This is a genomic window from Methylophaga sp. UBA3192 (genome assembly GCA_002363955.1).
Taxonomy (GTDB): domain Bacteria; phylum Pseudomonadota; class Gammaproteobacteria; order Nitrosococcales; family Methylophagaceae; genus Methylophaga.
In genome coordinates this window covers 187,765-213,948 of the sequence record DEXE01000002.1, presented here as the reverse complement: position 1 = coordinate 213,948, position 26,184 = coordinate 187,765, and the positions used below count along the sequence as shown (strand labels likewise).

The 26,184-nt window shown below is 46.4% G+C and carries 27 protein-coding genes; 14 read left to right on the top strand and 13 right to left on the bottom strand.

Annotated features, from left to right (window positions below):
* The first annotated feature begins 37 nt into the window (after positions 1–37).
* The 4 genes from B2337_RS01110 to cynS all read left to right on the top strand — a co-directional run bounded on the left by B2337_RS01110 (position 38) and on the right by cynS (position 4,636).
* Positions 38–904 carry an SDR family NAD(P)-dependent oxidoreductase gene (locus tag B2337_RS01110; protein WP_292360376.1) on the top strand — a complete coding sequence of 289 codons (867 nt, stop codon included), beginning with the start codon at positions 38–40 and terminating at the stop codon, positions 902–904.
* 57 nt (positions 905–961) lie between these two features.
* Entirely contained in the window at positions 962–3,109 is a 2,148-nt protein-coding gene (locus tag B2337_RS01105) for a putative bifunctional diguanylate cyclase/phosphodiesterase (protein WP_292414390.1), read from the top strand.
* A 183-nt stretch (positions 3,110–3,292) separates the two neighbouring features.
* The gene (locus B2337_RS01100) at positions 3,293–4,120 is read left to right on the top strand and encodes a formate/nitrite transporter family protein (RefSeq protein ID WP_292360378.1); all 828 of its coding nucleotides are present in this window, start codon (positions 3,293–3,295) and stop codon (positions 4,118–4,120) included.
* Between the two features lie 75 nt (positions 4,121–4,195).
* Positions 4,196–4,636, top strand: a complete 441-nt coding sequence (gene cynS / locus B2337_RS01095; RefSeq protein WP_292360379.1) for a cyanase — start codon at positions 4,196–4,198, stop codon at positions 4,634–4,636.
* A 41-nt stretch (positions 4,637–4,677) separates the two neighbouring features.
* Here the strand turns inward: cynS and B2337_RS01090 are convergent, their stop codons facing one another.
* The 5 genes from B2337_RS01090 to B2337_RS01070 form a co-directional block, all read right to left on the bottom strand.
* The gene (locus tag B2337_RS01090; protein ID WP_292360381.1) at positions 4,678–5,526 is read right to left on the bottom strand and encodes a formate/nitrite transporter family protein; all 849 of its coding nucleotides are present in this window, start codon (positions 5,524–5,526) and stop codon (positions 4,678–4,680) included.
* Positions 5,527–5,743: 217 nt separating this feature from the next.
* On the bottom strand, positions 5,744–8,329 hold the full coding sequence (gene clpB / locus B2337_RS01085; protein WP_292360383.1) for an ATP-dependent chaperone ClpB: 2,586 nt from the start codon (positions 8,327–8,329) through the stop codon (positions 5,744–5,746).
* A gap of 153 nt (positions 8,330–8,482) precedes the next feature.
* Positions 8,483–9,163 (bottom strand): lysophospholipid acyltransferase family protein, encoded by a 681-nt coding sequence (locus B2337_RS01080; RefSeq protein ID WP_292360384.1) that lies wholly within the window; start codon positions 9,161–9,163, stop codon positions 8,483–8,485.
* The gene (locus B2337_RS01075; protein WP_292360386.1) at positions 9,160–9,786 is read right to left on the bottom strand and encodes an L-threonylcarbamoyladenylate synthase; all 627 of its coding nucleotides are present in this window, start codon (positions 9,784–9,786) and stop codon (positions 9,160–9,162) included. Before B2337_RS01075 ends, B2337_RS01080 begins: the two co-directional genes overlap by 4 nt.
* Before the next feature lie 69 nt (positions 9,787–9,855).
* The gene (locus B2337_RS01070; RefSeq protein ID WP_292360387.1) at positions 9,856–10,686 is read right to left on the bottom strand and encodes a PHP domain-containing protein; all 831 of its coding nucleotides are present in this window, start codon (positions 10,684–10,686) and stop codon (positions 9,856–9,858) included.
* 52 nt (positions 10,687–10,738) lie between these two features.
* On the opposite strand from B2337_RS01070, the gene B2337_RS01065 reads away from it, so the two are divergent.
* The 4 genes from B2337_RS01065 to B2337_RS01050 are packed head-to-tail and all read left to right on the top strand — an operon-like array spanning position 10,739 to position 14,077.
* Positions 10,739–11,332: a septation protein A gene (locus tag B2337_RS01065; RefSeq protein WP_292360388.1), complete on the top strand. Its 594-nt coding sequence runs from the start codon at positions 10,739–10,741 to the stop codon at positions 11,330–11,332.
* Positions 11,332–11,631: a YciI family protein gene (locus tag B2337_RS01060; RefSeq protein ID WP_292414391.1), complete on the top strand. Its 300-nt coding sequence runs from the start codon at positions 11,332–11,334 to the stop codon at positions 11,629–11,631. Before B2337_RS01065 ends, B2337_RS01060 begins: the two co-directional genes overlap by 1 nt.
* Entirely contained in the window at positions 11,628–11,897 is a 270-nt protein-coding gene (locus tag B2337_RS01055) for a BolA family protein (protein WP_292360390.1), read from the top strand. The genes B2337_RS01060 and B2337_RS01055 overlap by 4 nt, the downstream gene beginning before the upstream one ends.
* 8 nt (positions 11,898–11,905) lie before the next feature.
* Positions 11,906–14,077 (top strand): PilZ domain-containing protein, encoded by a 2,172-nt coding sequence (locus tag B2337_RS01050; protein WP_292414392.1) that lies wholly within the window; start codon positions 11,906–11,908, stop codon positions 14,075–14,077.
* A 43-nt stretch (positions 14,078–14,120) separates the two neighbouring features.
* On the opposite strand, the gene pmbA is transcribed toward B2337_RS01050, so the two are convergent.
* The 7 genes from pmbA to B2337_RS01015 are packed head-to-tail and all read right to left on the bottom strand — an operon-like array spanning position 14,121 to position 19,602.
* Positions 14,121–15,446 carry a metalloprotease PmbA gene (pmbA, locus tag B2337_RS01045; protein ID WP_292360392.1) on the bottom strand — a complete coding sequence of 442 codons (1,326 nt, stop codon included), beginning with the start codon at positions 15,444–15,446 and terminating at the stop codon, positions 14,121–14,123.
* Entirely contained in the window at positions 15,443–15,853 is a 411-nt protein-coding gene (locus B2337_RS01040; RefSeq protein ID WP_292360393.1) for a M67 family metallopeptidase, read from the bottom strand. The genes pmbA and B2337_RS01040 overlap by 4 nt, the downstream gene beginning before the upstream one ends.
* Positions 15,854–16,612, bottom strand: coding sequence for a HesA/MoeB/ThiF family protein (locus tag B2337_RS01035; RefSeq protein ID WP_292414393.1), 759 nt, complete (start codon positions 16,610–16,612; stop codon positions 15,854–15,856). It lies immediately after the preceding gene.
* Positions 16,613–16,649: 37 nt separating this feature from the next.
* Positions 16,650–17,474 carry a peptide chain release factor N(5)-glutamine methyltransferase gene (gene prmC / locus B2337_RS01030; protein ID WP_292414394.1) on the bottom strand — a complete coding sequence of 275 codons (825 nt, stop codon included), beginning with the start codon at positions 17,472–17,474 and terminating at the stop codon, positions 16,650–16,652.
* Between the two features lie 31 nt (positions 17,475–17,505).
* The gene (locus B2337_RS01025) at positions 17,506–18,546 is read right to left on the bottom strand and encodes a response regulator (protein ID WP_292414395.1); all 1,041 of its coding nucleotides are present in this window, start codon (positions 18,544–18,546) and stop codon (positions 17,506–17,508) included.
* A 19-nt stretch (positions 18,547–18,565) separates the two neighbouring features.
* The gene (locus tag B2337_RS01020) at positions 18,566–18,877 is read right to left on the bottom strand and encodes a DUF3301 domain-containing protein (protein ID WP_292360399.1); all 312 of its coding nucleotides are present in this window, start codon (positions 18,875–18,877) and stop codon (positions 18,566–18,568) included.
* Positions 18,874–19,602, bottom strand: coding sequence for a 16S rRNA (uracil(1498)-N(3))-methyltransferase (locus B2337_RS01015; RefSeq protein WP_292414396.1), 729 nt, complete (start codon positions 19,600–19,602; stop codon positions 18,874–18,876). Before B2337_RS01015 ends, B2337_RS01020 begins: the two co-directional genes overlap by 4 nt.
* 95 nt (positions 19,603–19,697) lie before the next feature.
* Here B2337_RS01015 and B2337_RS01010 point away from each other — a divergent pair, with 95 nt between their 5' ends.
* From B2337_RS01010 to B2337_RS00985, 6 genes are read left to right on the top strand one after another with little or no spacing between them, the layout of a single operon-like run.
* Positions 19,698–20,498 (top strand): inositol monophosphatase family protein, encoded by an 801-nt coding sequence (locus B2337_RS01010; protein WP_292360402.1) that lies wholly within the window; start codon positions 19,698–19,700, stop codon positions 20,496–20,498.
* Complete coding sequence (gene pgeF, locus B2337_RS01005) at positions 20,491–21,231, top strand: peptidoglycan editing factor PgeF (protein ID WP_292360403.1); 741 nt, start codon at positions 20,491–20,493, stop codon at positions 21,229–21,231. The genes B2337_RS01010 and pgeF overlap by 8 nt, the downstream gene beginning before the upstream one ends.
* Before the next feature lie 38 nt (positions 21,232–21,269).
* Positions 21,270–22,076, top strand: a complete 807-nt coding sequence (locus tag B2337_RS01000; RefSeq protein WP_292360405.1) for a ZIP family metal transporter — start codon at positions 21,270–21,272, stop codon at positions 22,074–22,076.
* A 6-nt stretch (positions 22,077–22,082) separates the two neighbouring features.
* Complete coding sequence (gene waaF / locus B2337_RS00995) at positions 22,083–23,102, top strand: lipopolysaccharide heptosyltransferase II (RefSeq protein WP_292414397.1); 1,020 nt, start codon at positions 22,083–22,085, stop codon at positions 23,100–23,102.
* A 3-nt stretch (positions 23,103–23,105) separates the two neighbouring features.
* Complete coding sequence (locus B2337_RS00990; RefSeq protein WP_292414398.1) at positions 23,106–23,867, top strand: lipopolysaccharide kinase InaA family protein; 762 nt, start codon at positions 23,106–23,108, stop codon at positions 23,865–23,867.
* Positions 23,868–23,881: 14 nt separating this feature from the next.
* Complete coding sequence (locus tag B2337_RS00985) at positions 23,882–25,015, top strand: glycosyltransferase (RefSeq protein ID WP_292414399.1); 1,134 nt, start codon at positions 23,882–23,884, stop codon at positions 25,013–25,015.
* 21 nt (positions 25,016–25,036) lie between these two features.
* Here the strand turns inward: B2337_RS00985 and B2337_RS00980 are convergent, their stop codons facing one another.
* On the bottom strand, positions 25,037–25,816 hold the full coding sequence (locus tag B2337_RS00980; protein ID WP_292360412.1) for an O-antigen ligase family protein: 780 nt from the start codon (positions 25,814–25,816) through the stop codon (positions 25,037–25,039).
* Between the last annotated feature and the right edge of the window lie 368 nt (positions 25,817–26,184).

Genomic DNA, 26,184 nt, shown 5'->3' with positions numbered 1-26,184 from the left:
TTAGCCGTTATAATTTAACCATACTCTGATTGCTTATATGTCAAAAAACAAGCCAAATATGACACGTCGTAATATTTTGATCACCGGATGTTCAAGTGGCATTGGTTTGGCAGCCGCTCAAATATTACACCGCCGTGGCTACCATGTGATCGCTACTGTAAGGAAACCTGCAGATCAATCTATGCTCTGTGAAGCCGGCATCAGTAGTTTGTTATGCGATTTGAATAACAGCGCAGCTATCCGGCAGATGGTTGAATCGGCGTTAAAAGCCTTCGATGGGCGAATCGATGTGTTATTCAACAATGCCGCCTATGGCCAACCCGGCGCAGTGGAAGATCTATCACGTGAAGCAATGCGAGATCAATTTGAAACCAATGTGTTTGGTACGCAGGAGCTGACCAACCTTGTTATCAGACAAATGCGACAGCAGGGATTTGGCAGAATTATCTATAACAGCTCGGTATTAGGTTTAATCGCTCTACCTTATCGTGGTGCATACAATGCCAGTAAGTTTGCCATAGAAGGCCTGGCTGACACGCTAAGATTAGAGTTGAAAGGCACGGGGATAGATATTTCTCTCATTGAGCCCGGACCGATAACCAGTCACTTCCGGCAAAATGCCTTTGTAAAATTTCAACAGCATATTGATAAAAATAACAGTGCTCATCTGAGCAACTATAACGCGATGGAAAGGCGTCTGTTAACGCCTGGGCCAACAGCACCTTTCACCCTTCCAGCAAAAGCTGTTGTTGATAAATTAGTACATGCAATTGAATCAAACCGACCTAAAATACGTTACTACGTTACCTTTCCGACCTACTTATTTGCCTATCTCAAACGCGTATTGCCGGCCAGTGGTTTAGATTGGGTATTGAATCGGGTTTCTCGTGGTGAACAACGTTAAGTAGTCTATATTTTTTCAGCTAATTGATATGCCATAATCGTCGGCATAATACTTCCCATGGACGTGATTAAAATGGCCAGGATGTCAAAACGCCAACTTCAGTGGAAAACCGCTCTGAGTATTTTTTTAGGCAGCTATTTGACCGGGCTTATTATTCTGATACTGATTGGCTATTTACACTTTCAGCATGGTCATTTTGAAGCGTCACAGATCACCCGCATTTATCTACTGCCATTTTTGCTTATTACAGGCTTTTCAATGGCATTAACGTGGTGGGTATTACACCGACTCTCCCAACCTTTAACAAAGATTGAACAGATATCGCTGGCATTACCATTACTGTCAGCAAAAAAATATCAGCAAGCCCGCCAGTTATTATCAGAAAACATCAGCAGCAGCCTCGATCAGGAAGTCGTTGACCTGTCTCATCTTACACACCAGCTGATAAATGTGCTGGATCATCTTGATCAGCACAGGCGGCTACGTAACCAACAGGTACAGATTAAAAATCGTGAGCTGCGCAAAGATCGTGACTTCATTAAAAGCCTGCTCGATACCGCCCAGTTAATCGTTATAACCATCAACAAACAGTTTGAAATTTCGCTGTTTAATGACTATGGCGAAAAAATAACGGGATATAGCAAAACTGAAGTTCTCAATTCCAATGTCGCCAGAATGTTTCCTGCCAGTCACTGGACTGAGGCCAATATCCATTTTAATGAATTACTGGCGGGCCATCAGCGTATTGCACAACAGGATGCCGAACTCATTGATAAAAGCGGGCTTATCCGCCAGATTTCCTGGTTGCATTCACGATTGGAGCACGACAATCAACAAGCCGTAATTTTATCGGTTGGCCTGGATATGACTGATAAAAAAGAGGCTGAAAAACGTATCGTCTGGATGGCCGAACATGATCCGCTGACCGACTTATGCAATCGCAGAAAATTTATTGAGGAGTTTGAAAAATCCTTGCGGATGGCGATTCGTTATCAGCATCGCAATACTTTGCTGTATCTCGATTTGGATCAATTCAAAGATATTAACGATACCAGTGGTCACCGCGCAGGGGATGAACTGCTGATTCTGGTGGCCCGGTCGCTCAAACGGGTCACTCGTTTTACCGATCTCGTTGCCCGGTTGGGTGGAGATGAGTTCGCAATATTAATGCCGGAAAGTGATGCTGAGGGTGCCATTACTCTGGCAAAGAAAATAATCAATGAACTAAGCACCATTCAGCTTGAATACGGTATGGTTCATCATAAAGTCTCAACCAGTATCGGCATTGTGCATTTTCCATTGCAGGACGCCAGTATCCATGAGTTGATGGGGTTTGCGGATTTGGCAATGTATCAGGCTAAAGCGATTGGCAAAGGCAGTTTCCATACATTCTCGGTTGACGATCGCACGCGTGAGCAACTCCAGGCTCGAGTTTTATGGAAACATCGGATTGAACAGGCGCTTGAACAGGATCTGTTTGTGTTGTTTTATCAGCCCATTCTCGAATTGCAATCCGACAAAATAGAACATTACGAAGTATTGATCCGTATGCGGGATCCGCAGACGGGTGAGATGCGACTACCCGGTAAATTTATTCAGATTGCCGAGCAAGTCGGTTTGATTCAGCAAATCGATCATTACGTTATCAGGCATGCGCTAAAACAATTAGGCGCATTACAAAAACTCGGACGAAAAGTCACCTTTGCAATCAATTTATCAGGGATGGTGATTGATACCTCGATATTATTGCCGCTTCTGGAAGATGCCATCACTGACTATGCTGTGGATCCCAAAGGCATCATTTTCGAAATCACCGAAACCGTTGCCGTCTCCAACCTGCAACAGGCCAAAGCGATGATGCACGCCATTAAAGCATTGGGATGTCAATTTTCACTGGATGATTTCGGAGTTGGATTTTCGTCATTTAACTACATGCGTGAACTGCCTGTCGATATCATCAAAATTGATGGCATATTCATTAAAAATCTCGATAAAAATGCCGATGATCAGCTTTTTGTCAAAGCCTTGGTAGATGTCGCCAAAGGACTGAACCGGAAAACCACTGCAGAATTTGTTGAAAACACAGACATACTGGCGCTGCTCAGAGGTTATGGGGTTGATTTTGCACAGGGATATTATATCGGTCGGCCACAGCCCGATTTGCTTGATACCGTTGTCTGGACTGATTCTTCATTAAACCAATAGTATTCCTGATACTGCGCTTCATGCTTGTGCATGCATTTCGTTCATCCGATACAAATTGGTGCAAACACCCTATCTTAAGTAGCACATAAAAACAATAAGCAATTGATATTGTTAAACAAATAAAGTTAGGCATAAAACATGCAAACTGCTTACCTGTTTACATCAATTCTATCTGGAGTTTTTATGTCTTATCTCATACCAAGTGAATTTACCAAAAAAATGGTCGATGCCGGTGAAGCCAAGCTCAAAATGGCTACCCGGGACGTACTGATACGATCCTATATGGCAGGAGCTATTTTAACTCTGGCCGTCGCATTTGCTGTCACCACTGCCGTTCAGACGGGTTTGCCGATTGTTGGTGCTCTAGTTTTCCCTGTTGGCTTTGTCTTATTGAATTTACTCGGTTTTGACTTGTTGACCGGTGTATTTGCCCTCGTTCCATTAGCGTTATTGGATAAAAGACGCGGCTGTACATTCAAAGGGATGATGAAAAACTGGCTGCTGGTCGGTTTGGGTAATCTCTTAGGTGCATTAACCACCGCTTTATTAGTAGGCATCGCCTGGACATTTGCATTCACCACTGAACCGGGCGCCGCAGGTCAGGCGATTGCCAAGGCAGCCGAAGCACGAACCTTAGGATTTGCAGCACATGGTGGCGCGGGTTGGTTAACCGTCTTTGTCGCCGGCATTCTATGTAACTGGATGGTTTCAACGGGTGTGGTTGGCGCCATGTTATCCAATTCAGTTGCCGGCAAAGTGGTGGCCATGTGGCTACCGATTGCAGTGTTTTTTGGATTGGTGTTCGAACATGCCGTAGTCAATATGTTCCTGTTCCCTATGGGAATGCTGATGGGTGCGGATATCACTATCGCTGACTGGTTATTGTGGAACGAAATCCCGGTTATCTTCGGTAATCTGGTTGGCGGTCTGGTACTGACTGGTGGGATGTTGTACGCGACGCATTACAAAACCGGTGCACCTACTGCCGAATTTTCAGAAAAAATGAATTAATTTCCTCGTTGGCCTGGCATCTGTTATGGGTGTCAGGTTTTTTATCCAAATACAAACAGACATCCTGGAGTAACAATGAATAAACTTGCTATGACGCAAGCCATCATGGTGGCAAAAGAGACTAAAGAAATGACTTGGGAAAAAATCGGTGAAGCCATTGGCATGTCACCGGAATGGACGGCATCCGCCTGTCTCGGCATGAACAGTATGCCAGTCGAAACAGCCAAAAAACTATGTCAGGTAATGGACCTGGGTACTGAAGTCGAGCTGGCTTTGCAAAAGTATCCTAACAAACAATGGGAGCAAACCGTGCCCACCGATCCATTGCTTTATCGTCTTTATGAAATGATGTCGGTTTATGGGCCGACCATTAAAGAAATTGTCCATGAAAAATGCGGTGACGGCATTGTCAGCGCGATTGACTTTGCGATGAATATCGAGAAAAAACCCGATCCCAAAGGGGATCGGATTGTGATTACACTGGACGGTAAATTTTTACCTTATAAGTCCTGGTAATCATGCTGAAAGGTGCACTGTATAAACAGTGCACCTGATTTCTAGCGATTTGGCCGTGCGTAAACATAAACAAGATAATAGGCCATCGCCACAAAGCCTGCTCCCCCGACAATATTGCCCAGGGTGACCGGGATAAGATTACCCATCAAACCCGCAAAATCCAATGTGGCCAGCTGTGCCGCATCAAAATGTCCTGCCGCCACAATGGCTTGATCAGTTGCCGCAATCATCGCAATTGGAATCATGTACATATTGGCGACGCAGTGTTCAAACCCCATAGCCACGAAGCCTGAAATAGGGAATAACACGGCCATCACCTTATCCGTCACACTGCGAGAGGCATAAACCATCCAGCTGCCTAAACAGACCAGTACATTGCAGAATAACCCCCGGACAAAGGCTTCGGTGACAGAGTGATCGACTTTAACTAAACCGGATTTTATCGCTGTGACCCCCACTCCATAATCACCATCGGTCAAATACCCCGATAAATACACCAGATAAACTGTCACCAGCGCCCCGATCAGGTTACCGACATACACAATGCCCCAGTTCCGCATGAGGGATTTGAAACTCACCTGTCCCTTGGCGTAAGCCATCACCACCAGCGTATTACCGGTAAATAATTCAGCCCCGGCAATGACCACCAGAATAAAGCCCAACGCAAAAACCAGCCCACCGACTAACCTGGCCAAACCATAGGCATCACCGGCATCGGTCATCACTACCGTGTAATACATCGCAGCAAACGAGATAAACGCACCCGCCATCAGCGACAGAATGACCAATGGAATGAGTGACATATTGGCCTTGTCAACACCGACGGTTTTAACTTTTTCCGCGACTTCCGCTGGCGTGAAGGCATCGACAAACTTGCCGAAATCAGACATGAGTTGGGGCCTTATGAGAATTGGGAGAAAAGTTTGGCATTATATCAGTGACTTGTAATGCTTTACAGGAATTACCTTCCCGGAATAAGTGATGATTATTAAGGTTTACTGCCTGAACAATCCGGGCTTTTTAATTTTTCCAACAGAAAACTGAACGTTGAATAAAAAATACCGGGCTGTGAAATATTTCGCCAACCCGGTATTCGCCAGGTTTCACTTAGTGTCTCAACTCACTGGTAAAAACCAGCTCCTCATCCTGGACATCCACTTTGATCACTTGCCCTGCCACGAAACGACCTGATAATAAAGCCTGAGCCAGCGGGTTCTCCAGTTCATGCTGAATCACCCGTTTCAATGGGCGCGCACCGTAAACCGGATCAAACCCGGCTTCGGAGAGCATATCCAACGCCGCATCAGATAGTTCCAGTCCCATCTCTTTTTCTGCCAGACGTGCACGCAAATGTTCCAGTTGGATATCGGCAATGGCACGAATTTGCGATTTTTGCAGCGGATGAAATACCACAACATCATCCACACGGTTAATAAATTCCGGACGGAAATGTTGTCCGACAATTTCCATGACGGCATTTTTCATTGTCTCGTAATTATCTTCACCGGCCATTTCCTGAATCACATTGGATCCGAGATTGGATGTCATGACAATCACCGTATTTCTGAAATCCACGGTGCGCCCCTGACCATCAGTCAAACGACCATCATCCAGTACCTGCAGCAGGATATTAAATACATCCGGATGGGCTTTTTCGACCTCATCCAGCAGAATGACTGAATAGGGTTTACGTCGCACGGCTTCGGTCAGATAACCGCCTTCTTCATACCCCACATAACCGGGAGGTGCGCCCACCAGACGCGCCACCGAATGTTTTTCCATAAACTCGGACATATCTATGCGCACCATGGCTTCTTCGGTATCAAACAGGAAGGTTGCCAAAGATTTACATAGTTCGGTTTTACCGACACCCGTAGGCCCCAAAAACAGGAAAGAACCATTCGGACGATTCGGATCTGATAAACCGGCACGGCTGCGGCGGATAGCATTCGCAACCGAATTCACCGCTTCGTCCTGACCAATTACCCGCTCGTGCAACGCTTCATCCATTTTCAGTAATTTATCGCGCTCACCTTCCAGCATTTTGGAAACCGGAATACCGGTCCATTTGGAAACCACTTCGGCGATTTCTTCTTCACCAACCTTGTTTCTCAGCAGCGTGAATTCCTGCATTTCCGCCTGAGTGGCAATATCCAGCTGCTTTTCCAATGCCGGAATACGGCCGTATTGCAGCTCGGACATTTTTTCCAGATTACCGCTTCGGTTGGCCGATTCCAGCTCCAGACGTGCCTTTTCCAGCTCTTCCTTGATGTGCTGACTGCCATGTAAAGCGGCTTTTTCCGACTTCCAGACTTCTTCCAGATCGGTATATTCGCGCGCCAGCTTTTTCATCTCGGTTTCCAGCGTATCCAAGCGTTTTTTGGAGGCTTCATCCGACTCTTTCTGCAAGGCAACACGTTCAATTTTTAATTGGATTAAACGTCTTTCCAACCGATCCAAAACCTCCGGTTTGGAATCAATCTCCATACGAATCCGACTGGCCGCTTCATCAATCAAATCAATGGCTTTATCCGGCAAATTCCGGTCGGTGATATAACGATGCGATAAGGTGGCTGCAGCAACAATAGCCGGATCAGTAATATCTACGCCATGATGCACTTCATAGCGTTCACTCAGGCCACGTAAAATAGCAATGGTTGATTCAACACTGGGCTCTCCCACCAGCACTTTCTGAAACCGGCGTTCAAGGGCGGCATCTTTCTCAACATATTGACGATATTCATCCAGCGTGGTGGCACCGATACAATGTAATTCGCCCCGCGCTAAAGCTGGTTTCAGCATATTGCCCGCATCCATTGAACCTTCGGCTTTACCGGCACCGACCATGGTATGAATTTCATCAATAAACAAAATGATCTGTCCTTCCTGTTTAGATAGATCACTCAACACTGCCTTTAGGCGTTCTTCGAATTCTCCACGGAATTTGGCACCCGCGATCAGGGACCCCATATCCAGTGACAAAACGCGTTTGTGTTTCATGCCTTCCGGCACTTCGCCATTGACGATACGCTGAGCCAGACCTTCAACAATCGCGGTTTTTCCGACACCCGGCTCACCTATTAACACCGGATTATTTTTGGTGCGGCGTTGCAAAACCTGAATAGTGCGACGTATCTCATCATCCCGACCAATGACCGGGTCCAGTTTGCCGCTTTCGGCACGGGCCGTCAGATCGATAGTGTATTTTTCCAACGCCTGCCGTTGTTCTTCAGCATTTTGATCAGTCACGCGTTCGCCCCCACGAATTTTATCAATCACGTTATTAATATTGGTTTTGTTAGCACCATGTTTACGGAGCAACTCACCGGTCTGATTTTTTTCTTCAACTGCAGCCAAAATCAGCAGTTCACTGGAAATAAATTGATCCTGACGTTGCTGCGCCAGCTTATCGGTTTGATTTAACAAGCGGTTCAAATCAGATGAAATACGAATATCACCATTGCCGCCCTCAACCTGAGGGAAACGCTTTAACTGGGCTTCAAGATCCGCCTGATAGGCTGGCACATTGACACCACTTTGCGCCAATAATGGTTTTACCGTTCCCCCCTGCTGGTTCAATAATGCCAACAATAAATGAGCAGGCTCTATTACCTGGTGATCACGGCCAACGGCCAGACTTTGTGCCGCCCCCAGTGCTTCCTGAAATTTGCTGGTGAGTTTATCGATTTGCATCGTCGTAATATCCCTGTAAAAAATAAGTTAATTACAAAATGGGGGGTATCGAATCAGAAATCAAGTGAACGTCATCAGAAAAAGATGACCATATTGAAAAACAACTAAGCTGTTGAATTAATTTTGATTATAGTCAATTAACCAAACATCTCGCTATGGATGTTTACTATTAACAGGCGTCTCAATCGCCACACTAATATCCTGCAGGCATTGCAGCATAGATTCAGGTGAGCAGATTAATGCTGGTGTCATTGTCAGCTGTACCCGACTCGGCACAAAAGGCGCGGTAAACACTTTACCTTCAGCAGTCACCCCATCAATACGAACCGGAAACACCGGCGCAGCTGACCAGCTCGCCAGACGGCCTACACCGCCTTTGATTTTTCTGGGAGGATCACTATCCAGATGTATTTTTCCGTGGGGAAACAATGCGATCACTTCGCCTTTCTGTAAGGCCCTTAATGCCTGCCTTAAAGCCTGTTCCGGACGACCATTGCGATCAACAGGAATACAACCCGCTTTTTTAAACACCCAGCTAACCAAAGGTCGTTCATATTCTTCACGCGCAATCAAAAAGCGTAATGGTCTTTTGCTGGCGGAGATTAACAACAATGGATCGGCACCTGACACATGATTGGCCACCACTATCGCCGGCCCCGTTTCTGGTAAATTAATTTTTTGTTCTGGCAAACGCTGAATATATCGACAGATAAGACGCGTCCAGCCATCTAACCAGTTAACAGAAGGCCCGCCCCAATCAGCTTCGGCATTTTGCAGCCCGATAATCCAGATAGCGACTGCAATAATAATAATGACCAGCAGATAAACGATCATTCCACCTCAAACGGTGCTGGATCGCCCATACCGACACGAACCACTTCTGGCAAATCATTGATAAACTCGATAACCGTGGTTGGCTCATGGCCACAGGCACCGCCATCAATAATTAAATCGACGTGTTTACTCAACTGATCCGCGATCTCATCTGCCTCTGTCATCGGCATGGTGTCACCCGGAAGAATAAGCGTTGAACTCATTAAAGGTTCATTGAGCTCTTCCAATAAAGCGAGGGCAATATTGTTTACGGGTATCCGCAAACCAATGGTTTTGCGTTTCGGATGTTGCAATCTTCGAGGCACTTCCTTGGTGGCCGGCAATACAAAGGTATAAGGGCCAGGGGTATGTGCCTTAATCAAACGAAATACCGCATTATTAAATTTGGCATAGACCGACAGTTCGGATAAATCTCTACAGACCAGCGTGAAATTATGATCATCATCCAATTGACGCAATCGACGGATACGATCCATCGCCGCTTTATCGCCCAAGTAACATCCCAGTGCATAGCCCGAATCAGTCGGATAGACCACCAGGCCGCCACTCATAATGATCTGACAGGCTTGTTTTATTAAACGAGGTTGCGGATTATCCGGATGAATTTGAAAATACTGACTCATGTGAAATCGTTGAAACCTTCTTAGTTAATTTAAGGACAGATATACCATAATCCATGTGCTGTGCCTGTTTTACTGCCACAACGTCCATACCGGTTTGCATGAAGCAGGCAGTGGAAGAAAACGTCCGAGTTCGCTCCAGCTTTGATCCGGACTATGAAAGTCAGAACCGCAGGAAGCGAGCAAATCATATTGTTTGGCGAGCGCCGCAACATTTCTTAATTGATCGGGATGTTGATGTCCGGAGCTGACTTCTATCGCCTGACCGCCCGCGGTTTTAAAATTATCAATCAATCGACGCAGCTTGCTGGCCGTCATTTTATAACGCAACGGATGGGCAATAGCCGCCTGGCCACCCGCACCGGTTATCCACTCAACGGCGGACTCCAGATCTGTCCACTGACCCGGAACGTATCCGGGCTTGCCTCTAACCAGAAAGCGTTTGAACACGTCTTTTGTATCAGACGCATGACCTTGTTCGACCAGAAACTGCGCAAAATGCATGCGTCCCAGCATGGTCTTTGAAGCATATTGAGCGGCGCCCTCCAAAGCACCTGAAATGCCGGATTTTTCCAATCGGTGCGCAATTTCTTCAGCTCGTTGCTGGCGATAATCGCGGATTTTGGCTAAACCGGTTTGCAATTTTGCGTTATCAATATCAATGTTAAGCCCGATAATATGGATAGTACTGCTATACCAGCTGACCGAAATCTCCACCCCGGGGATCAGCGTTAATGGTTGCTCTTCAGCCGCCCGAAGCGCTGCTACAATGCCTTCTGTCCCATCATGATCAGTAAGCGCCAGCACATCCACACCTTGCTGAATGGCTCGTTCAACAAGTGCTTGAGGTGAAAGTGCGCCATCAGAGGCGGTGGAATGGCAATGCAGGTCATAGTGCGTCATGGTATTGATTTTACGTTAGAATGTGCCATCACTGTAATAACTGAAAAAAAAGATGAAACTATTTACTGATTTTCTGCCCATTATTCTGTTTTTCATTGCCTATAAATTCGGTGGCGGCGTCTACCATTGGAATGGTCAGGAGTATGAGGTTGCCGGTATCTATGCTGCAACAGCAGTTATGATGGTAGCCACCCTGATACAGGTGCTATGGGGCCAGTTACGCCATGGCAAAGTCGAAAGACAGCACATGATCACGCTTATTCTGGTCATGGTGCTGGGTGGGGCAACCATCTGGTTACAAAATCCGGAATTTGTGATGTGGAAACCGACCGCGGTGAACTGGTTGTTTGCTTTAGCCTTTCTTGGCGCCCGTATATTTACTGATAAAACATTACTCGAACGTCTGATGGCCGCGCACTTGCAGTTGCCAACGGTGGTCTGGTCACGATTAAATACTGCCTGGATCCTGTTTTTTGTGTTTTCCGGCTTTCTTAATATCTATATTGCCTATAACTACTCAGAAGAAACCTGGGTGAACTTCAAACTATTCGGATCATTAATCATTACGGTAGTGTTTATTGCCGGGCAGGCCATCTATCTGTCTCGCCATATTAATGACAATACCAATTCGAAGGATGCATCCTGATGTTATATGCCATCATCAGCGAAGATAAACCCGATAGCTTGCAGCGACGCCTGGCTGCACGACCTGCTCATGTTGCCCGTCTACAGGAATTACAAAACGAAGGCCGTTTAGTGCTGGCGGGTCCACATCCCGTTATTGATAGCGAAGATCCCGGTGAAGCCGGATTCAGCGGTAGTCTTGTGGTCGCAGAGTTTGACGACTGGCGCAGTGCCCAAATCTGGGCTGGAGCAGATCCTTATGTCGAAGCCGATGTGTACAGCAAAGTCACCGTCAAACCGTTTCGTAAGGTTTTTCCATGAGCGCCACTACCCAACAAAAGCTGGAACAGGCTTTACTGAAGCTGCAACCCACACAGTTACAAATTACCGATGACAGTCATTTGCATGCTGGTCATGCCGGCAATACTGGCGGTGGTCATTTCACGGTTTTTATTGTCAGTGAAGCTTTTGCCGGGCTCTCACTAATCAAACGGCATCGGCTTGTTTATGACGCTGCAGCTGAACTATTACCTTCAGCCATTCATGCGCTAAGCATTAAAGCCAAAACGCCCAGTGAATTAAATTAACCAGCCCAATGGCGACGGAAAGCAGCAAATCTCAAAACCAAACCTTTCTGGCACAACTGGAACGTCAACGTTTACAAAAACCCTGTCAACGCATTATTGATTTACGCGGCAAGGTGACTGGAGAATGCCAGCCTTATGAATTCGGTGGTGTCACCCATTATCTGGATGACCGCAGCTATCTTATCCTGAAACAGTTAATTGACCGGATGGAGGGGCATTATACTGTTGGGGTTTATGAAGCATTGATACAAGCTGTTCGTCAGTTCCAGCAACAAACACCACCAGCTTTCGAAGTTGAAGATAATGGCGTTTTACTTATCCGTCTTGATCAGTCGTTAAGGCGGCTGGCACAGCGGGTGTTACTGACGTTGCCCGTCACGATCCGCAATGCTGAGCTGAGTTATCATGCGATGACACTGGATGTCAGTACTGATGCTATACGCGTCAGTATGAAACGGGTAGCCACACTGGAAAAAAACGATACGGTCGAGGTGGGGTTCGAACACTTTCCTGATGCGAAAAGCCCTGAATCCACGCTGATTGCATTCGATATTATCCGTCTGGAGCAGGATGAACAGCGTACATTTGCTGTATTACGATTCAATGATTCTGTTGGTAATGATGTCAGACAAGCCTGGCAAAACTGGCTCAGCAATAAGCAAAAACACAGTTCCACCGATCTGACTAATGAAATTCTCAACCTGACCCAGAATTCACTATTACGTTTATACAGCCGACAGATACCCAGCCTGCTTTGCTGGATAGGTGAACAAAATAATAAACCCGTTGTTACTGCACTTCACAGCAGTACCCTTTGTGACCAGATTTTTATCCATACACCCAACTTACTCAAGCAAATAAAAATACTGCTCTCGCAGATTGAACAAAATCAATTTACCAGTGGCATTTTTGCATTGACTGCAGACCGCATGAGCATTATCGGTCTTAATGAACTGCAACGCCTAAAACAATGCTGGCCATGGTCAGCTGACACGCAGTTATTACATTTCAGCATGATCCCGCTGAAAATCAATGAAGCAGATTACCATCCGAATTTCGACATGATTGCTCAGGTCGATCCGCGTATGGCGGTCGATTTTTCCGGAAAGGTATCCAGTTTAAAACGTCTGCTGCATATAACCGATATTACAGCCTGTCTGGATCAGTTACACCATGACGATACATCACTTGCTGCCGACAGTATTGATATCGACCAGTCAGGTCAGACGAGTATGCTACCTCCGGTCAGCAATCTGAAGCCCTATATTCAACGACAACAGAGCCGCTATACGGTGCTCACACCGGTTAACCTGTTTTTAAACAGCCAGGAGATTGTTTCACAAACCAACGAAGTTTCTATCAACGGTTTGTCTTTATCGGTTGATGCTGATTTGCCGGTGACCATTGGCAGTCGTGTGACATTGCATTTCACTCGTTGGCAGGCACAGCGACCACAGTTAAATTTACGCAGCGTTCCCTATGAAGTGAAACGCGTACAAAAATTTGCCGGACAGACCGAGCTGGGATTGCAGCGACTGGTGACACAATGCCCATGGGCCGTGAATCAGTTTTTTGAAAAAGCGATCAACGATAACCAACATTCATTAGCGCGTCGGGAAGATGATCTAATTCAAATGCAGCATAGCCGCGTGTATCTGGATATGCTGAGCCATACCCCGCTTGATACAGCGCTGTTTTTTGGGTTGGATATTCAGCAAAAACGCGTTTTGCAAGCCGTTGCAGGGTACTCCGAGGTAATAGATGAAACTGACAAAAAACTATGGCAGGTCATCTCCAATGCGATTCCACGGATTACCCTGCAGCTGAAAACCGTCAACACTGAAAACATGGTGACCCAGGCCATGGGATTGTATTGTTACCGCTCCGGGCAGCAGCCATGGCAGATAATCTGTGAGCATGAGCTGCAATCGACAGAGGCCAAAAACCTGCTACTGCACCGACTGTTCAGCTCTCAACATCATTACGTCTTTCATTGTCAGCTGGTCAATAATAAAACCGACTGGCTCCATGATGAACTGGATTTAATCCGCCAGATCAATGCACTACGCAGTCATAGCGCGCATCGCATCAAAAATCTGCGACAGATGTTGGGTTCAATATTTGCCGTCGCCTATCTGACAGATATCACGCAGTTTGTCCGGGATAGCATGCAGAGCTAGGAACTTGTTAATCTCTCATTTACCGCATCTGTTGTGACTGGTTTTACGCGGCCACCATCATTTTATCGATCCAGACCGAGCCGCTACGGATATTACTGCGTAAATCCACATCATTCGCCACGGCCTGAATGCCTTTAAACATATCCTGCAACTGACCGGCGATAGTAAATTCGTCAATAGCGTACTGAATTTCACCATTTTCCACCCAGAAACCCGCCGCACCCTGCGAATAATCTCCGTTAACAATATTGACACCCATGCCCATGGTTTCAGTGACAATCACGCCCTTATCCATCGCTTTCAGCATGTCTTTAAATGACAAATCGTTACTATCCACTGTCAGGTTATGCACACCCCCAGCATTGGCGGTGGTCGTCATGTTCAGACGTCGGGCTGAGTAACTATCCAGAACATAGCCTTGTAAAATACCATCGCGGATAATGTCACGATTCTGCGTTGCGACACCTTCGGCGTCAAAAGCTGAACTGCCTAAGGCTTTAAATAAATGCGGCTGTTCGTGAATATGGATAAACGATGGAAAAATTTGCTCGCCCAGTTTATCCAGCAGAAAACTGGATTTACGGTATAAAGCACTTCCACGAATACCGCCAACCAGCTGACCAAACAAAGAGGAGGCAATTTCACTGGCAAAAATCACGGGATAATGGCCAGTTTCGATTTCACGGGCATTCAGACGCTTCAATGTCTGCTCGGCGGCTTTTTGACCAACAGAAATGGCCGAAGCCAAATCCTGACTGTCACGCGCCACATCGTACCAATAGTCGCGCTGCATTCCCTCCGCATCACGAGCAATTAATGTGCACGACAAACTATGACGGGTAGATTGCGTCTGACCGATAAAACCGTGACTGTTGGCATAAATTCGCTGACCTTCGTGCGATGACACACTGGCGCCTTCTGAATTGCTTATCAGTGGATCAAAATCACGTCCCGCCTGCTCACATTCCATTGCCAATGCAATGGCTTGTTCCGGAGATAACGCCCAGGGATAGTACAAGTGCAGGTCCGGAAATGCGGTGGCCATTAATTCTGCGTCGGCTAAACCGGCAAATTTGTCTTCCTGAGTATGTTTGGCAATACTGCAGGCCATCGCTACCGTTTCATGGATGGCTTCCGGCCGCAAATCAGATGTACTGGCAGATGCTTTACTTTGCCCCAGATACACCGTCACACCCAATCCGGTATCTTTATTGTGTTCCAGGGTTTCAATTTCAGCCTGACGTACATTGACTGATAAGCCCAGGCTTTGGCTGATGCCAACTTCAGCGGCTGTAGCGCCCAGCTTTTTAGCCACATCCAGCGCCTGTTGCGCTGCCGTTTGTAATGTTGATGCGTCCAGTTTACTCATATAATCAAATTTACCTCTTCGATGTTCTGTCCCTGCTTTTGAAAGCCCCGCATTTCCAGAACACCACGTGTATTCAATGAAATTATCAGATACAAAGCCTGTGGATAATCGGCCACATCATCATCGATGACCGACGGTAAGGCAGGCGCATCAGGATGGGAGTGATAAATAGCAAACAGCTCCTGATTGCGTTCTTTCATTTCTTTCAGTGCGGCCAGCTGTTCACTGGCACTCAAGGCAAATAAAACGCTGGCATCCGTTTTAACACTGTCTATCGGATAACACATACAGCGTTGCCCATGACAACCAATTAACCCGGAGATTTCCTGGCTGGGTGAAAGTTGCGCTTGATGTAATAGCTCATTCACCAATGTGCGAGGTAAACGTATGGTCGTTTTAACTGTCATTTAGCTATTCTCATTATCGTGACATACCGGGCAGGCCGGATCCTGTTTTAATTTTATTTCCCGTATCTGCATGGCCAGAGCATCTACCATGATCAAACGACCACTGAGCGAAAAACCCGTATTGGCGAGCAATTTGAGCGTTTCAATCGCTTGAATCGACCCCATCATTCCCAGCAATGGAGAGAGCACCCCGCTCTCTGCACAGCTTTGTTGAATATCACCACCATTATCGTCGTACAAGCAACGATAACACGGTGCGTCAGCTTGTCGAGCATCATATACCGAAATTTGTCCTTCCCAACGGATGGCCGCCGCTGAAACCATCGGCGTTCTGGTTTTTTTACTGGCCCGATTCAGTAAAAAACGACTACTGAAATTATCGGTACAATCCACGATCACATCAGCCAGATCAGCTTGCTCGATGAGCTCGGACTCACTCAAGCGGTGATCGATGGTCTCAACCTTAATCGTGTCATTCAAATTTTGCAAAGTGGCCGCGGCAGAGCTGGTTTTACTCTTACCCACTGTTGACTGACGATGCACGATCTGCCGCTGCAGATTGGTCAGCTCAACCTTATCATCATCCACCAGCACCAGATGCCCGACTCCGGCAGCGGCCAGATATAAAGCGACTGGTGATCCCAGCCCCCCCAAACCGATTACCAGCACCCGGCTATCCAAAACACGCTGTTGGCCGGTGATATCAAAATCAGGCAATAAAATATGGCGGCTGTAACGCAGTAATTGTTCGTCATTCATCTGCAGTATGTTACCTCAATTCGAGGCTTGCCGAGCGTTAGCCACGTTTGCCAATCACTACCCGATCCTGCTGCCCATAATCCTGAAACGCTTGTATCTCATTAAACCCGTATTGCTGAAACAAACCTTGTACAGCAGAAGACTGATCATAACCATGTTCAATCATTAACCAACCCTCGGGCTTTAACACCCTGGCGGCCTGTTGAACCAGTTGCCGGATATCCTGCAAACCATCCTCCCCGGAAGCCAATGCAGTCAATGGTTCAAACCGCAAATCACCCTTGGTTAAATGTGGGTCATCTGAACGGATATAGGGAGGGTTGGATACGATGATATCCAGACTTGAAGAGTGCATTAACTCCAGCCACTGCCCGCAAACAAACTGCACGGCAAGCTGATTTTTTTCAGCATTATATTTAGCCATAGTTAATGCCTGCAGCGAATAATCGCTTGCCAGCATCCAGATATCATTACGCTCAGCTTTAATGGCCAAGGCAATAGCGCCACTGCCGGTTCCAAGATCCGCCACCCGCATCCCCGGCTGGATTTTTTCCAATGCCAAAGACACCAGCAACTCGGTATCAGGGCGCGGTATCAAAGTGTGTTGATTAACGGCAACTTCCAATGACCAAAATCCACGAACACCGGTTAAATGCGCAACCGGTACACCTTGCCGGCGCTTTTCAATCAGTGAAACGAATTGCTGCTGCTCGTCAGCCGTAAGCGTTTGTTCGGGATAGCTGATTAAACGTAACGGCTGACAACCCAGCACATGACATAACAGGCTTTCGATATCCTTACGCAGGGTTGGACTGACATCCAGCTGAACTCTGGCCCATTGCAGAGCCTCCTGAATGGTCATACTTTTTTAAACCGTTTTTGGCGACACCACATTAAAACAAATTGATTTGCAGCAGCGCCAATACACCGGCAGCCAGTGCCACCATCAGTAATGCATTGGTCATACGCTGCCGTTTAACCAGTTGATCCTGCACGAGCTGCAGTTGCGCCAATGCTTGCTGAAGTGTTTCCAGCGCTGGCGCGGTTGAGTCCGGAACAGCTGCCAGCTGTTCGGCAATCACCTTTTCAATTTCCGGTTGCAATGCGGTCATCAATTGTTGCTGAATATCCTGCTGCTGACGGGTCAGCCAATGCTCTGTCTGAGAAGCCACCTGTTGTTGCCAATGATTGGACTGATTCAGGTTTTGCATGGCTGTTTCGGCAGCATCGGCGGCTTTTTCGGACAGTACGGTCTGCATTTGCATGGCCTGGGTGGCCAATTGTTGGTCTACCTTGTCTTGCACACCCACACTTATCTGCTCTGTTATTTCTGCTGAAAGCCTTTCGGATAATCCGTTAAGTCTTTCATCGATGAGTTGTCTGACGATATTTTCGGCGATTTGCTGACTGATCTGCTCCGCTGAATCTTGTGACTGCTGCAGCCAGGAAGGTAATACCTGTTGCTCAAGCTGAGCCATCACCTCATCCATTGTTAAAGCTGCTGAAATGTCAGCAGCAGGCGCAGGTACCACTGATTGTTCCGCTTCACCCGTTATTGCTGGAGTACGTAAATCATTAAGTATCATTTGCAGCTGCCGGGCTTCGGGTGGTTTCGATAATAAAGCCAGCACACCACTGTCATGGGCTGATAATTTATCGGCTTCACTGTCATTGCTGGTGCAAAGTACCACCGGAATTGCTTGCCAGCGTAAATCGTTTTTGATCTGGCGGGTAGCAGTGAGGCCATCCATTCCCGGCATCATCAAATCCATAAAGATAATTAACGGTGACTGCTGCGTGGTTTCCAGCCAGGCCAAAGCATCGTCGGCACTGCCCTGTTCGACGACTTCAAATCCAGAGGATTGCAAAAGTTTGCATAACATCATGCGGGCAACACGTGAATCATCAACGACCAATGCAAGCTTGTTTGTCATACCCTCTTCCTCTGATGACTTAACTGAAACGGTGTGGATCCAGCTGGATCGACTTCACGCGTTTTCCCAACATAACGACTTCACCACGATAACGCTGTTGCATATCGCTGGCAAACTCAAAAAAATAGGTTCGTTCAAATTGCATTCTGCCGTTCGAACCACGCCTGAGACGGATTTTTTTCCAGGCCACCGTATCATTGAGAAAACTGACCCCCATCGACTGACAGTATTGACTGGCAACACGACTGGCATGTTCCGCAACCCCACGGCTATCCCACCATAACCAGCCAATCACGGCCAGAATCAGCAATACGATAGTACCGTCATTCATCCTATGTCTCCCCAGCCAGCCTGTACCATGGCCAATGCGGCTGCAGAGGCGGTTTCGGTTCTTAATATTCTTGGACCAAGACAAATACCGGTAAACCCGGCATCATTCGCCCGCGCAATTTCGTCATCACTTAAACCGCCTTCTGGTCCAATCAGTAATGCAATGCGGCTGGCTTTAGTCATACTGGAAAACCCCTGTTTGGCCTCCGGTGCCAAAACCAGTTTGCATTTATCATCGGTATTTTCCAGAGCATCATTAAATGCAGTAATTGGCAATAATTCCGGCAAATAACTCCGACCACTTTGCTCACAGGCACTGATCATCACACCTTGCCAGTGATTCAATCTTTTCTCGGCGCGATCGCCCGAAAGTTGTACATTACAACGCTCCGTCACCACAGGCATAATACGTTTTACACCCAGTTCGACGGCTTTTTGTATGGCATAATCCATCCGTTCTCCGCGTGAAATGCCTTGCATCAACAGAATATCCAGGGGAGATTCGTTATCGGTTGTTATTGGCTGCTGAAGAATGACAGTGGCCTGACGTTTGTCCACCTGCTCCAGTTGCGCCTGATACTCAAGCCCCTGTCCATCAAACAAGTTCAATAATGCGCCGGGTTTCATCCGCAATACTTGTACGGCATGGCGAAACACTTCATCCGGTAAAAGCATTGGTGATGTCGCAGGCACCAGACAGGCGCAATAAAATCGTGGAACACGCATAAAAAAGCTTCAACTGACAAAATGAATCAGCAGTTTACAGACTGCATCGCAGAGTTTGAATAATTATCCTTAAATCGCTGATATACTTTTTATCCATGGATACCGACCTCGCCCAACTGCAGCAATGTCTGACTGAGACCGTTCAGCAACATTTGATGCCTTTATTTACGACTGTCAGTCGTCAATATAAGCACGATGGCAGTGTGGTCACCGTCGCTGACAAATTGATGCAGCAGAAAATGACCGAGGTTTTACAGCGGGATTTTCCCGAGATTAAATTACTCGGCGAAGAAATGACCGTAAACGAGCAGGCTGAACTGTTGAACAGCGGAGAAGCCTTATGGTGTCTGGATCCCATTGATGGCACCAGTAACTTTGCCTCCGGCATGCCTTTCTTTTCCATTTCTCTGGCATTAATTGAAAAAGGTGAGGTCACGCTCGGGGTGGTTTATGACCCGGTGATGAATGAATGTTTTTCGGCTAAAAAAGGGGCTGGTGCATGGTTGAATGGTCAGCGGCTTAATGCTGAGATCTCAGGCCTTGCACTGAATCAGACCCTGGCTATCATTGATTTTAAGCGTTTACCCAAATCGCTTTGCCAAAGGCTGGTTGATGAAAAACCTTATGGTTCGCAACGCAGCCTGGGGTCTATTGCTCTGGAATTGTGCTGGCTGGCGGCGGGCCGAGCTCAACTGTATCTGCATGGTCGCCAGCAGATTTGGGATTATGCGGCGGCCCAGCTGATTATTAAAGAAGCAGGTGCCTTTGCCTGTACTCTGGATAACGAGGCCGTTTTCAGTCGAAGTTTAACGCCACGTTCTACCTGTGCAGCCAGTGACGAAAATTTGTTTTCCGCCTGGCGTGATTATCTGCACGTGCCGCGCTGTGATGGCTGATTCTGTTCTAACGGTAAACTGGCCGGCTCCAAAGCATATTAAAGCAATAACCACTACCCGAAACGGTGGGCAGAGCAGAGCTCCCTTTGATTCGCTCAATTTAGGCGATCATGTCGGTGATGAGCCCGCTTTAGTGATTGCTAATCGACAGCGCTTAATTCAGTCCGCATCACTGCCTGCTACACCGTTATGGCTGAAACAGACTCATAGCAGCAATGTTATTGAGGCAAATCAATGGCAAGTCAATGTTGAAGCCGATGCGATTTTCTGTGATTCGGCAAATACCGTCTGTGCCATCATGACGGCAGATTGTCTACCGGTTTTAATGACTGATAAATCGGGTTCGCAGGTGGCTGCGATTCATGCAGGTTGGCGTGGCTTGCAAGCCGGAATCATTGAAAATACGCTGGCTCAATTCAATATGCCATTATCAGAAATTATTGTCTGGCTAGGGCCAGCGATTGGTCCGCAGGCTTTTGAAGTTGGACCGGAAGTAAAATCGGCTTTTATGGCCAGTGATGGCAATGCAGAATCCGCTTTTACTGCAACACATTCAGATCGTTTTTTGGCCGATATTTATCTGCTTGCCAGACAACGCCTATCTGCGCAGGGTGTTACCGCAATCTATGGTGGGGATTATTGTACCTATAGCGAAAAAGACCGTTTTTTCTCCTTTAGACGCGATGGCGTCACCGGGCGAATGGCGTCGCTTATATGGATAGCGGCTGAATAAGGTATGATTTGCGCATTCATTTTCTGTTTCAGGTGCATATGGACTTATTACTCTGGATAATCATCTTCAGTATTCTCGGCGGCTTACTAAGTGTCATAATTGCTTCAAGCTTTCTGCTATTACCGACTCAAACCCGTCATTATGCTGTGCCCCATCTGGTTAGCTTTGCAATTGGAGCATTGCTTGGTGCATCGTTTTTAGGGCTACTTCCCCATGCGATTGAGCATGAATATTTTGTCGATCCCCATCATCTTGGACTGACATTACTCATTGGTTTGTTAAGCTTTTTTTTGCTGGAAAAAATGGTGTTATGGCGACATTGCCATAGCCATCATGGCCATGAGAACATTCCAGAACTTGGTGAAGATCATCATAACCACCAACATGAAGAACCTAAGAAAGCCGCAGGAGCGTTAATTCTTATCGGTGATGGCATTCATAATTTTGTCGATGGTGTATTGATTGCTGCAGCTTTTTTAACGGATGTGCATCTGGGCATTGTTACCGCGCTGGCAATCGCAGCACATGAAATCCCTCAGGAACTGGGCGATTTTGTGATCCTGTTGCACAGTGGCTATACGCGCCGCAAAGCACTTTATTTCAATATGCTTTCCAGTCTGGGAACCGTGGTGGGTGCCGTTCTGGCCTACTTCCTGCTGGCCGATATGCAGCATCTTTTGCCCTACATTCTGGTGGTGGCAGCCTCCAGCTTTGTTTATATCGCGGTGGCTGATTTGATTCCTGGCTTGCACAGCAAAGTGAAACCTTCAGAGACACTACAGCAGATCTCATTAATTGCGGCTGGCGTGATATTTATTTATCTGGCGCACAGCACGCTGCATTAATCATTTATGTCCGTTAAACACGACATCCTGATCATTGGCCCTTCATGGGTCGGTGACATGGTAATGGCACAGTCGTTATTTGCTGCACTTAAACAGCAACATCCGCAATCTCATATTGATGTGCTGGCACCTGAATGGACTCGTCCATTACTGGCCCGTATGCCCGAAATCCGTGAAGCGATAAAAATGCCGGTAACGCATGGTGTGTTCGGCTGGAAACAGCGGCGCCAGATTGGTCTCGGTCTGCGTCACAGGAACTATGATCAATCCATTGTGTTGCCTAATTCCTGGAAATCAGCGCTAATCCCCTGGTTTGCCAATATTCCACAACGCACAGGCTGGTTAGGCGAGATGCGCTATGGCCTACTTAATGATCCCCGCAAACTGAATAAACAAAGATTACCACTTATGGTGCAACGCTTTGTTGCGTTGGCTCATCCTGCTTCCCAAGCACATATAGCACCCGACTTTCTGCCACCTAAAATGATTGCAGAAGCCGTTTCCAGTGAGTTAAATCCAGCTAAATTGGCTGAGCAAAAACGCTTGGTTTTATGTCCTGGCGCAGAGTTTGGTCCGGCCAAACAATGGCCGACATCGCATTACGCTGCTTTAGGGGAGCTGCTTACTCAGCAAGGCTGGCAAGTATTGATTATGGGCTCCAAAGCCGATGCGGTGACAGGTGAACAAATTGTCGCAGGCATTACCGATAAACAGAATGTCATTAATTTGTGCGGCAAAACCCAGTTGGGTGAAGCCATTGATTTGATTGCCACAGCCGACCAGGTGGTCAGTAATGATTCCGGATTAATGCATATCGCTGCTGCATTGCAAAAACCGCTTATTGCTATTTATGGACCAACGTCACCGGCATTTACGCCCCCCTTATCGGATAATGCCACGATTCTGCAAATTCCCGTGGACTGTGGTCCGTGTTTTCAACGCACCTGCCCCGAAGGGCATCATAAATGTATGCAAGATATCCAGCCTGAACAGGTTTTACGACAACTGCAGTCATCAACGAGTTGAAAGATGGCTATTTTCAATAAAAAAACCAGCGCTTTTATCAATCGTGTTTATTGGTCGAGTCGCAGAGCTTTATCTTTTGAACGCGTTTGGTCTTTACCCAAAAACTGGTTTGATGCACCTAATGAAGCACGCGGTGGCTGGAGTGGCGTGACACGTACGGAGTTTGATACCCGTAAAGGCATAACCAAGGTTTTTGTGAAACGCCAGCAAAATTACTACAGCCGGACCTGGCGGCATCCGTTCAAAGGAATCCCCACGTTTCAAAAAGAGCTGGAAAATATTCAGCAACTGAAAAAACTGAAAATCCCCACGTTAAACCCATTGTATTTTGGCAAACAAGATGACCGTGCCGTTTTAATCACCAAAGCGCTGGATAACTACACCTCTCTGGATAACCTTGACCCGACACAGCTGACCAAGGAAAAACGCTATCAACTTATTCGCAAGCTTGCCAAACTGACACGTAAGCTGCACCGCTCACATTACGTGCATAATTGTTTTTACCCCAAGCACGTGTTTGTTAAGTTAAACAAAAAAGGCAAATGGAAGATTCGTCTGATTGATCTGGAAAAACTGCGCTGGCGTTTCAGTTCAAAACTGGCGATGAAACGGGATTTATCCAGTTTTAATCGTCATGCAGATCACCGCTGGACTTTAAAGGATCGTTTGTATTTTTTTAAAGCCTATCTGCAAGTCGAGAAGCTTCGTGCCAAAGATAAAAAACTCTGGCGTAAACTGACGCCTCGCAAGCAACGCACGCATTAGCGGAAACGTAGACTATGACCAGCATCGAAAACACTAAGCAAACCCCGTACATTCTGCATATCTGTCACAGTTACTACGACCCCTTTCTGGATTGCGCGCGCCAATATGCCGTGCTTTTTAAAGACACACCTTATAAAGTGATTACCGTATTTTTATCAGGTGAACCCGATCCGCTCGTGGCAGAAAAAGCCTGTTCTGATGAAGTGATATTCCTTAATTACAAAAGCAAACAATTAAGTGGGCTCAAGCTTGGCATCATCAGAAAAATCCATCAGCTTGCCAAGCAATACAACTTTGTTGCCTGCATCGCACACCGAGCGAAACCAACTTACATCGCAGCTCTGGCGACTCATTTGCCCATCTTGAGTATCCGACATTCTTTTGGTGACTTTGATCGTCCCGGACGTCGTTTTTTAGTCAACTTTTTTAAATCACGTTTAACATTATTAGCAGTTTCCAATGCAGTGCGAGATGAAATCCGAGGTCATTTGCCGGATTGGCCGGAAGAAAAGATCCAAACGCTCTACAATCGTATTGATGTTGAGTTAGTACAAAGTGAGCTTTTGCCAAAACCTGAGGCCAGAGCAAAACTCAATCTTTCTATGGATGATTGGATAGTGGGAAGTGTCGGTCGCATTCACCCTGACAAGGATCCACAAACCCTAATCCGTGGATTTGCAAAAGCCTTACCCTCTCTTCCAGAGAATGCAAAGCTTTGTTTAATTGGTAAAGGAAAACTGGAAGCAGAACTTAAAACACTAGTGCTAGCACTCGATATTGATAACCATGTTTTGTTTCTTGGTTCGGTTGCTGAAGCCAGACGCTACTTTAAGGCATTCGATGTATTTGCTTTGAGTTCAGACCGCGAGCCTTTCGGAATGGTGCTTCTTGAAGCCATGGCAGCAGACTTGCCCATAATTTGCACCGATTGTGGCGGTGGCGCTGAAATCATTGATGGAATTGGTCAGTTATTTAAATTCAGAGACATTGATGCACTGAGCGATGCTTTAATCAAAACAGCTAACGTCGAAACCTCAATAGCCAACAAACAAGCCATTAATAGCAGACTGGAAACCTTATTCTCCGACTCGGCTGTTAAACAGGCATTTTGGTCTAATTCCCGGATTTCACGCCTGTTAAACGCTTAAGACAAATCAGCTGCTACGTTCTTATTGGACATCCGGAGAGTCATTCCGAACTGACATTTTATTGCTGCTGATTTCATAGATAGCAATAACCAGTAACGGCATCCAGAAAATCAGCCATTGTGAATTCATCCGCGTCAATATGCCATGACCAAATGTGATACCTAAAATACAGGTATAGATAAAGACTATCGCGGCAACTTTAACAATAAAAATATTCCGCATTTTCCATGCAGCAGACAAGGTGGTGACGATGAGGAGCAGATGCAAAAAAAGTCCCGCCAGCCCCATTTCAACTAAAGAAGCAACATAGGTACTATGATAGTGATACCAGCCATCAACATAATCGACGGGTGAAGAAATGGGTACGTTCGACCCACCACCATGACCGAGAAAAAGGTGTTCTTTCGCCCGTTCTATAAAACCAAACCAAAGATCTAACCGGTAACTCTGGCCTCTCCCCATCTGTTCCTGAATAAAGGGGAGCGAATATAACAGTGTTATTACACCAATAATTCCACTTGTTAAGATAACACTTATTTTTATTTTTAATGATTGTTGCGACACCATCACAATAAACAAAGAGAGCATTATCGTTGCTGCAATAGGTGTTCTGGATTGGGTAAGAACAACCGCACCCAACATCAATACATATGCGAGTAAAAACATACCTCTGAATACTGGCTTGAACTGATTAAACTTATCCAACAAAATGGCCAGTATGGTTAATGCTGTTGCCCCATACATTGCTGCGGCCCAAAGTGGATTCCACAATCTGCCCATTCCAAAAAATCTGGCAGACATGTCTTCTCCATTGATTGCATAGAAAACAAACAAATTGATTAATAAACTGATAACAGCAGCAACAATTAAAATGTTGACTACAGTAATCATCCTTTTTGACTGGCCGTTGATCACGTACAAAAAGACCAATGCAAAAAAAATCAAATACAAAAAAGTTTTGATGTCTTTGAATTTAGCAGAAAAACCGAGATCATTAGACCAGGCGATACTAATCAGGAAGAGCAAGGCATAAAATGAGGCTGACATTAATACTTTGGAGTTTAACAGGCTTCTGTAGTTAATTTTCTGAGCAAAAATCAGCCAGAAAGCACTTAATACGATTGATAGAATAAAGAATTGATAGTGTTGCTTGCCGGTGGGAGAAAGAA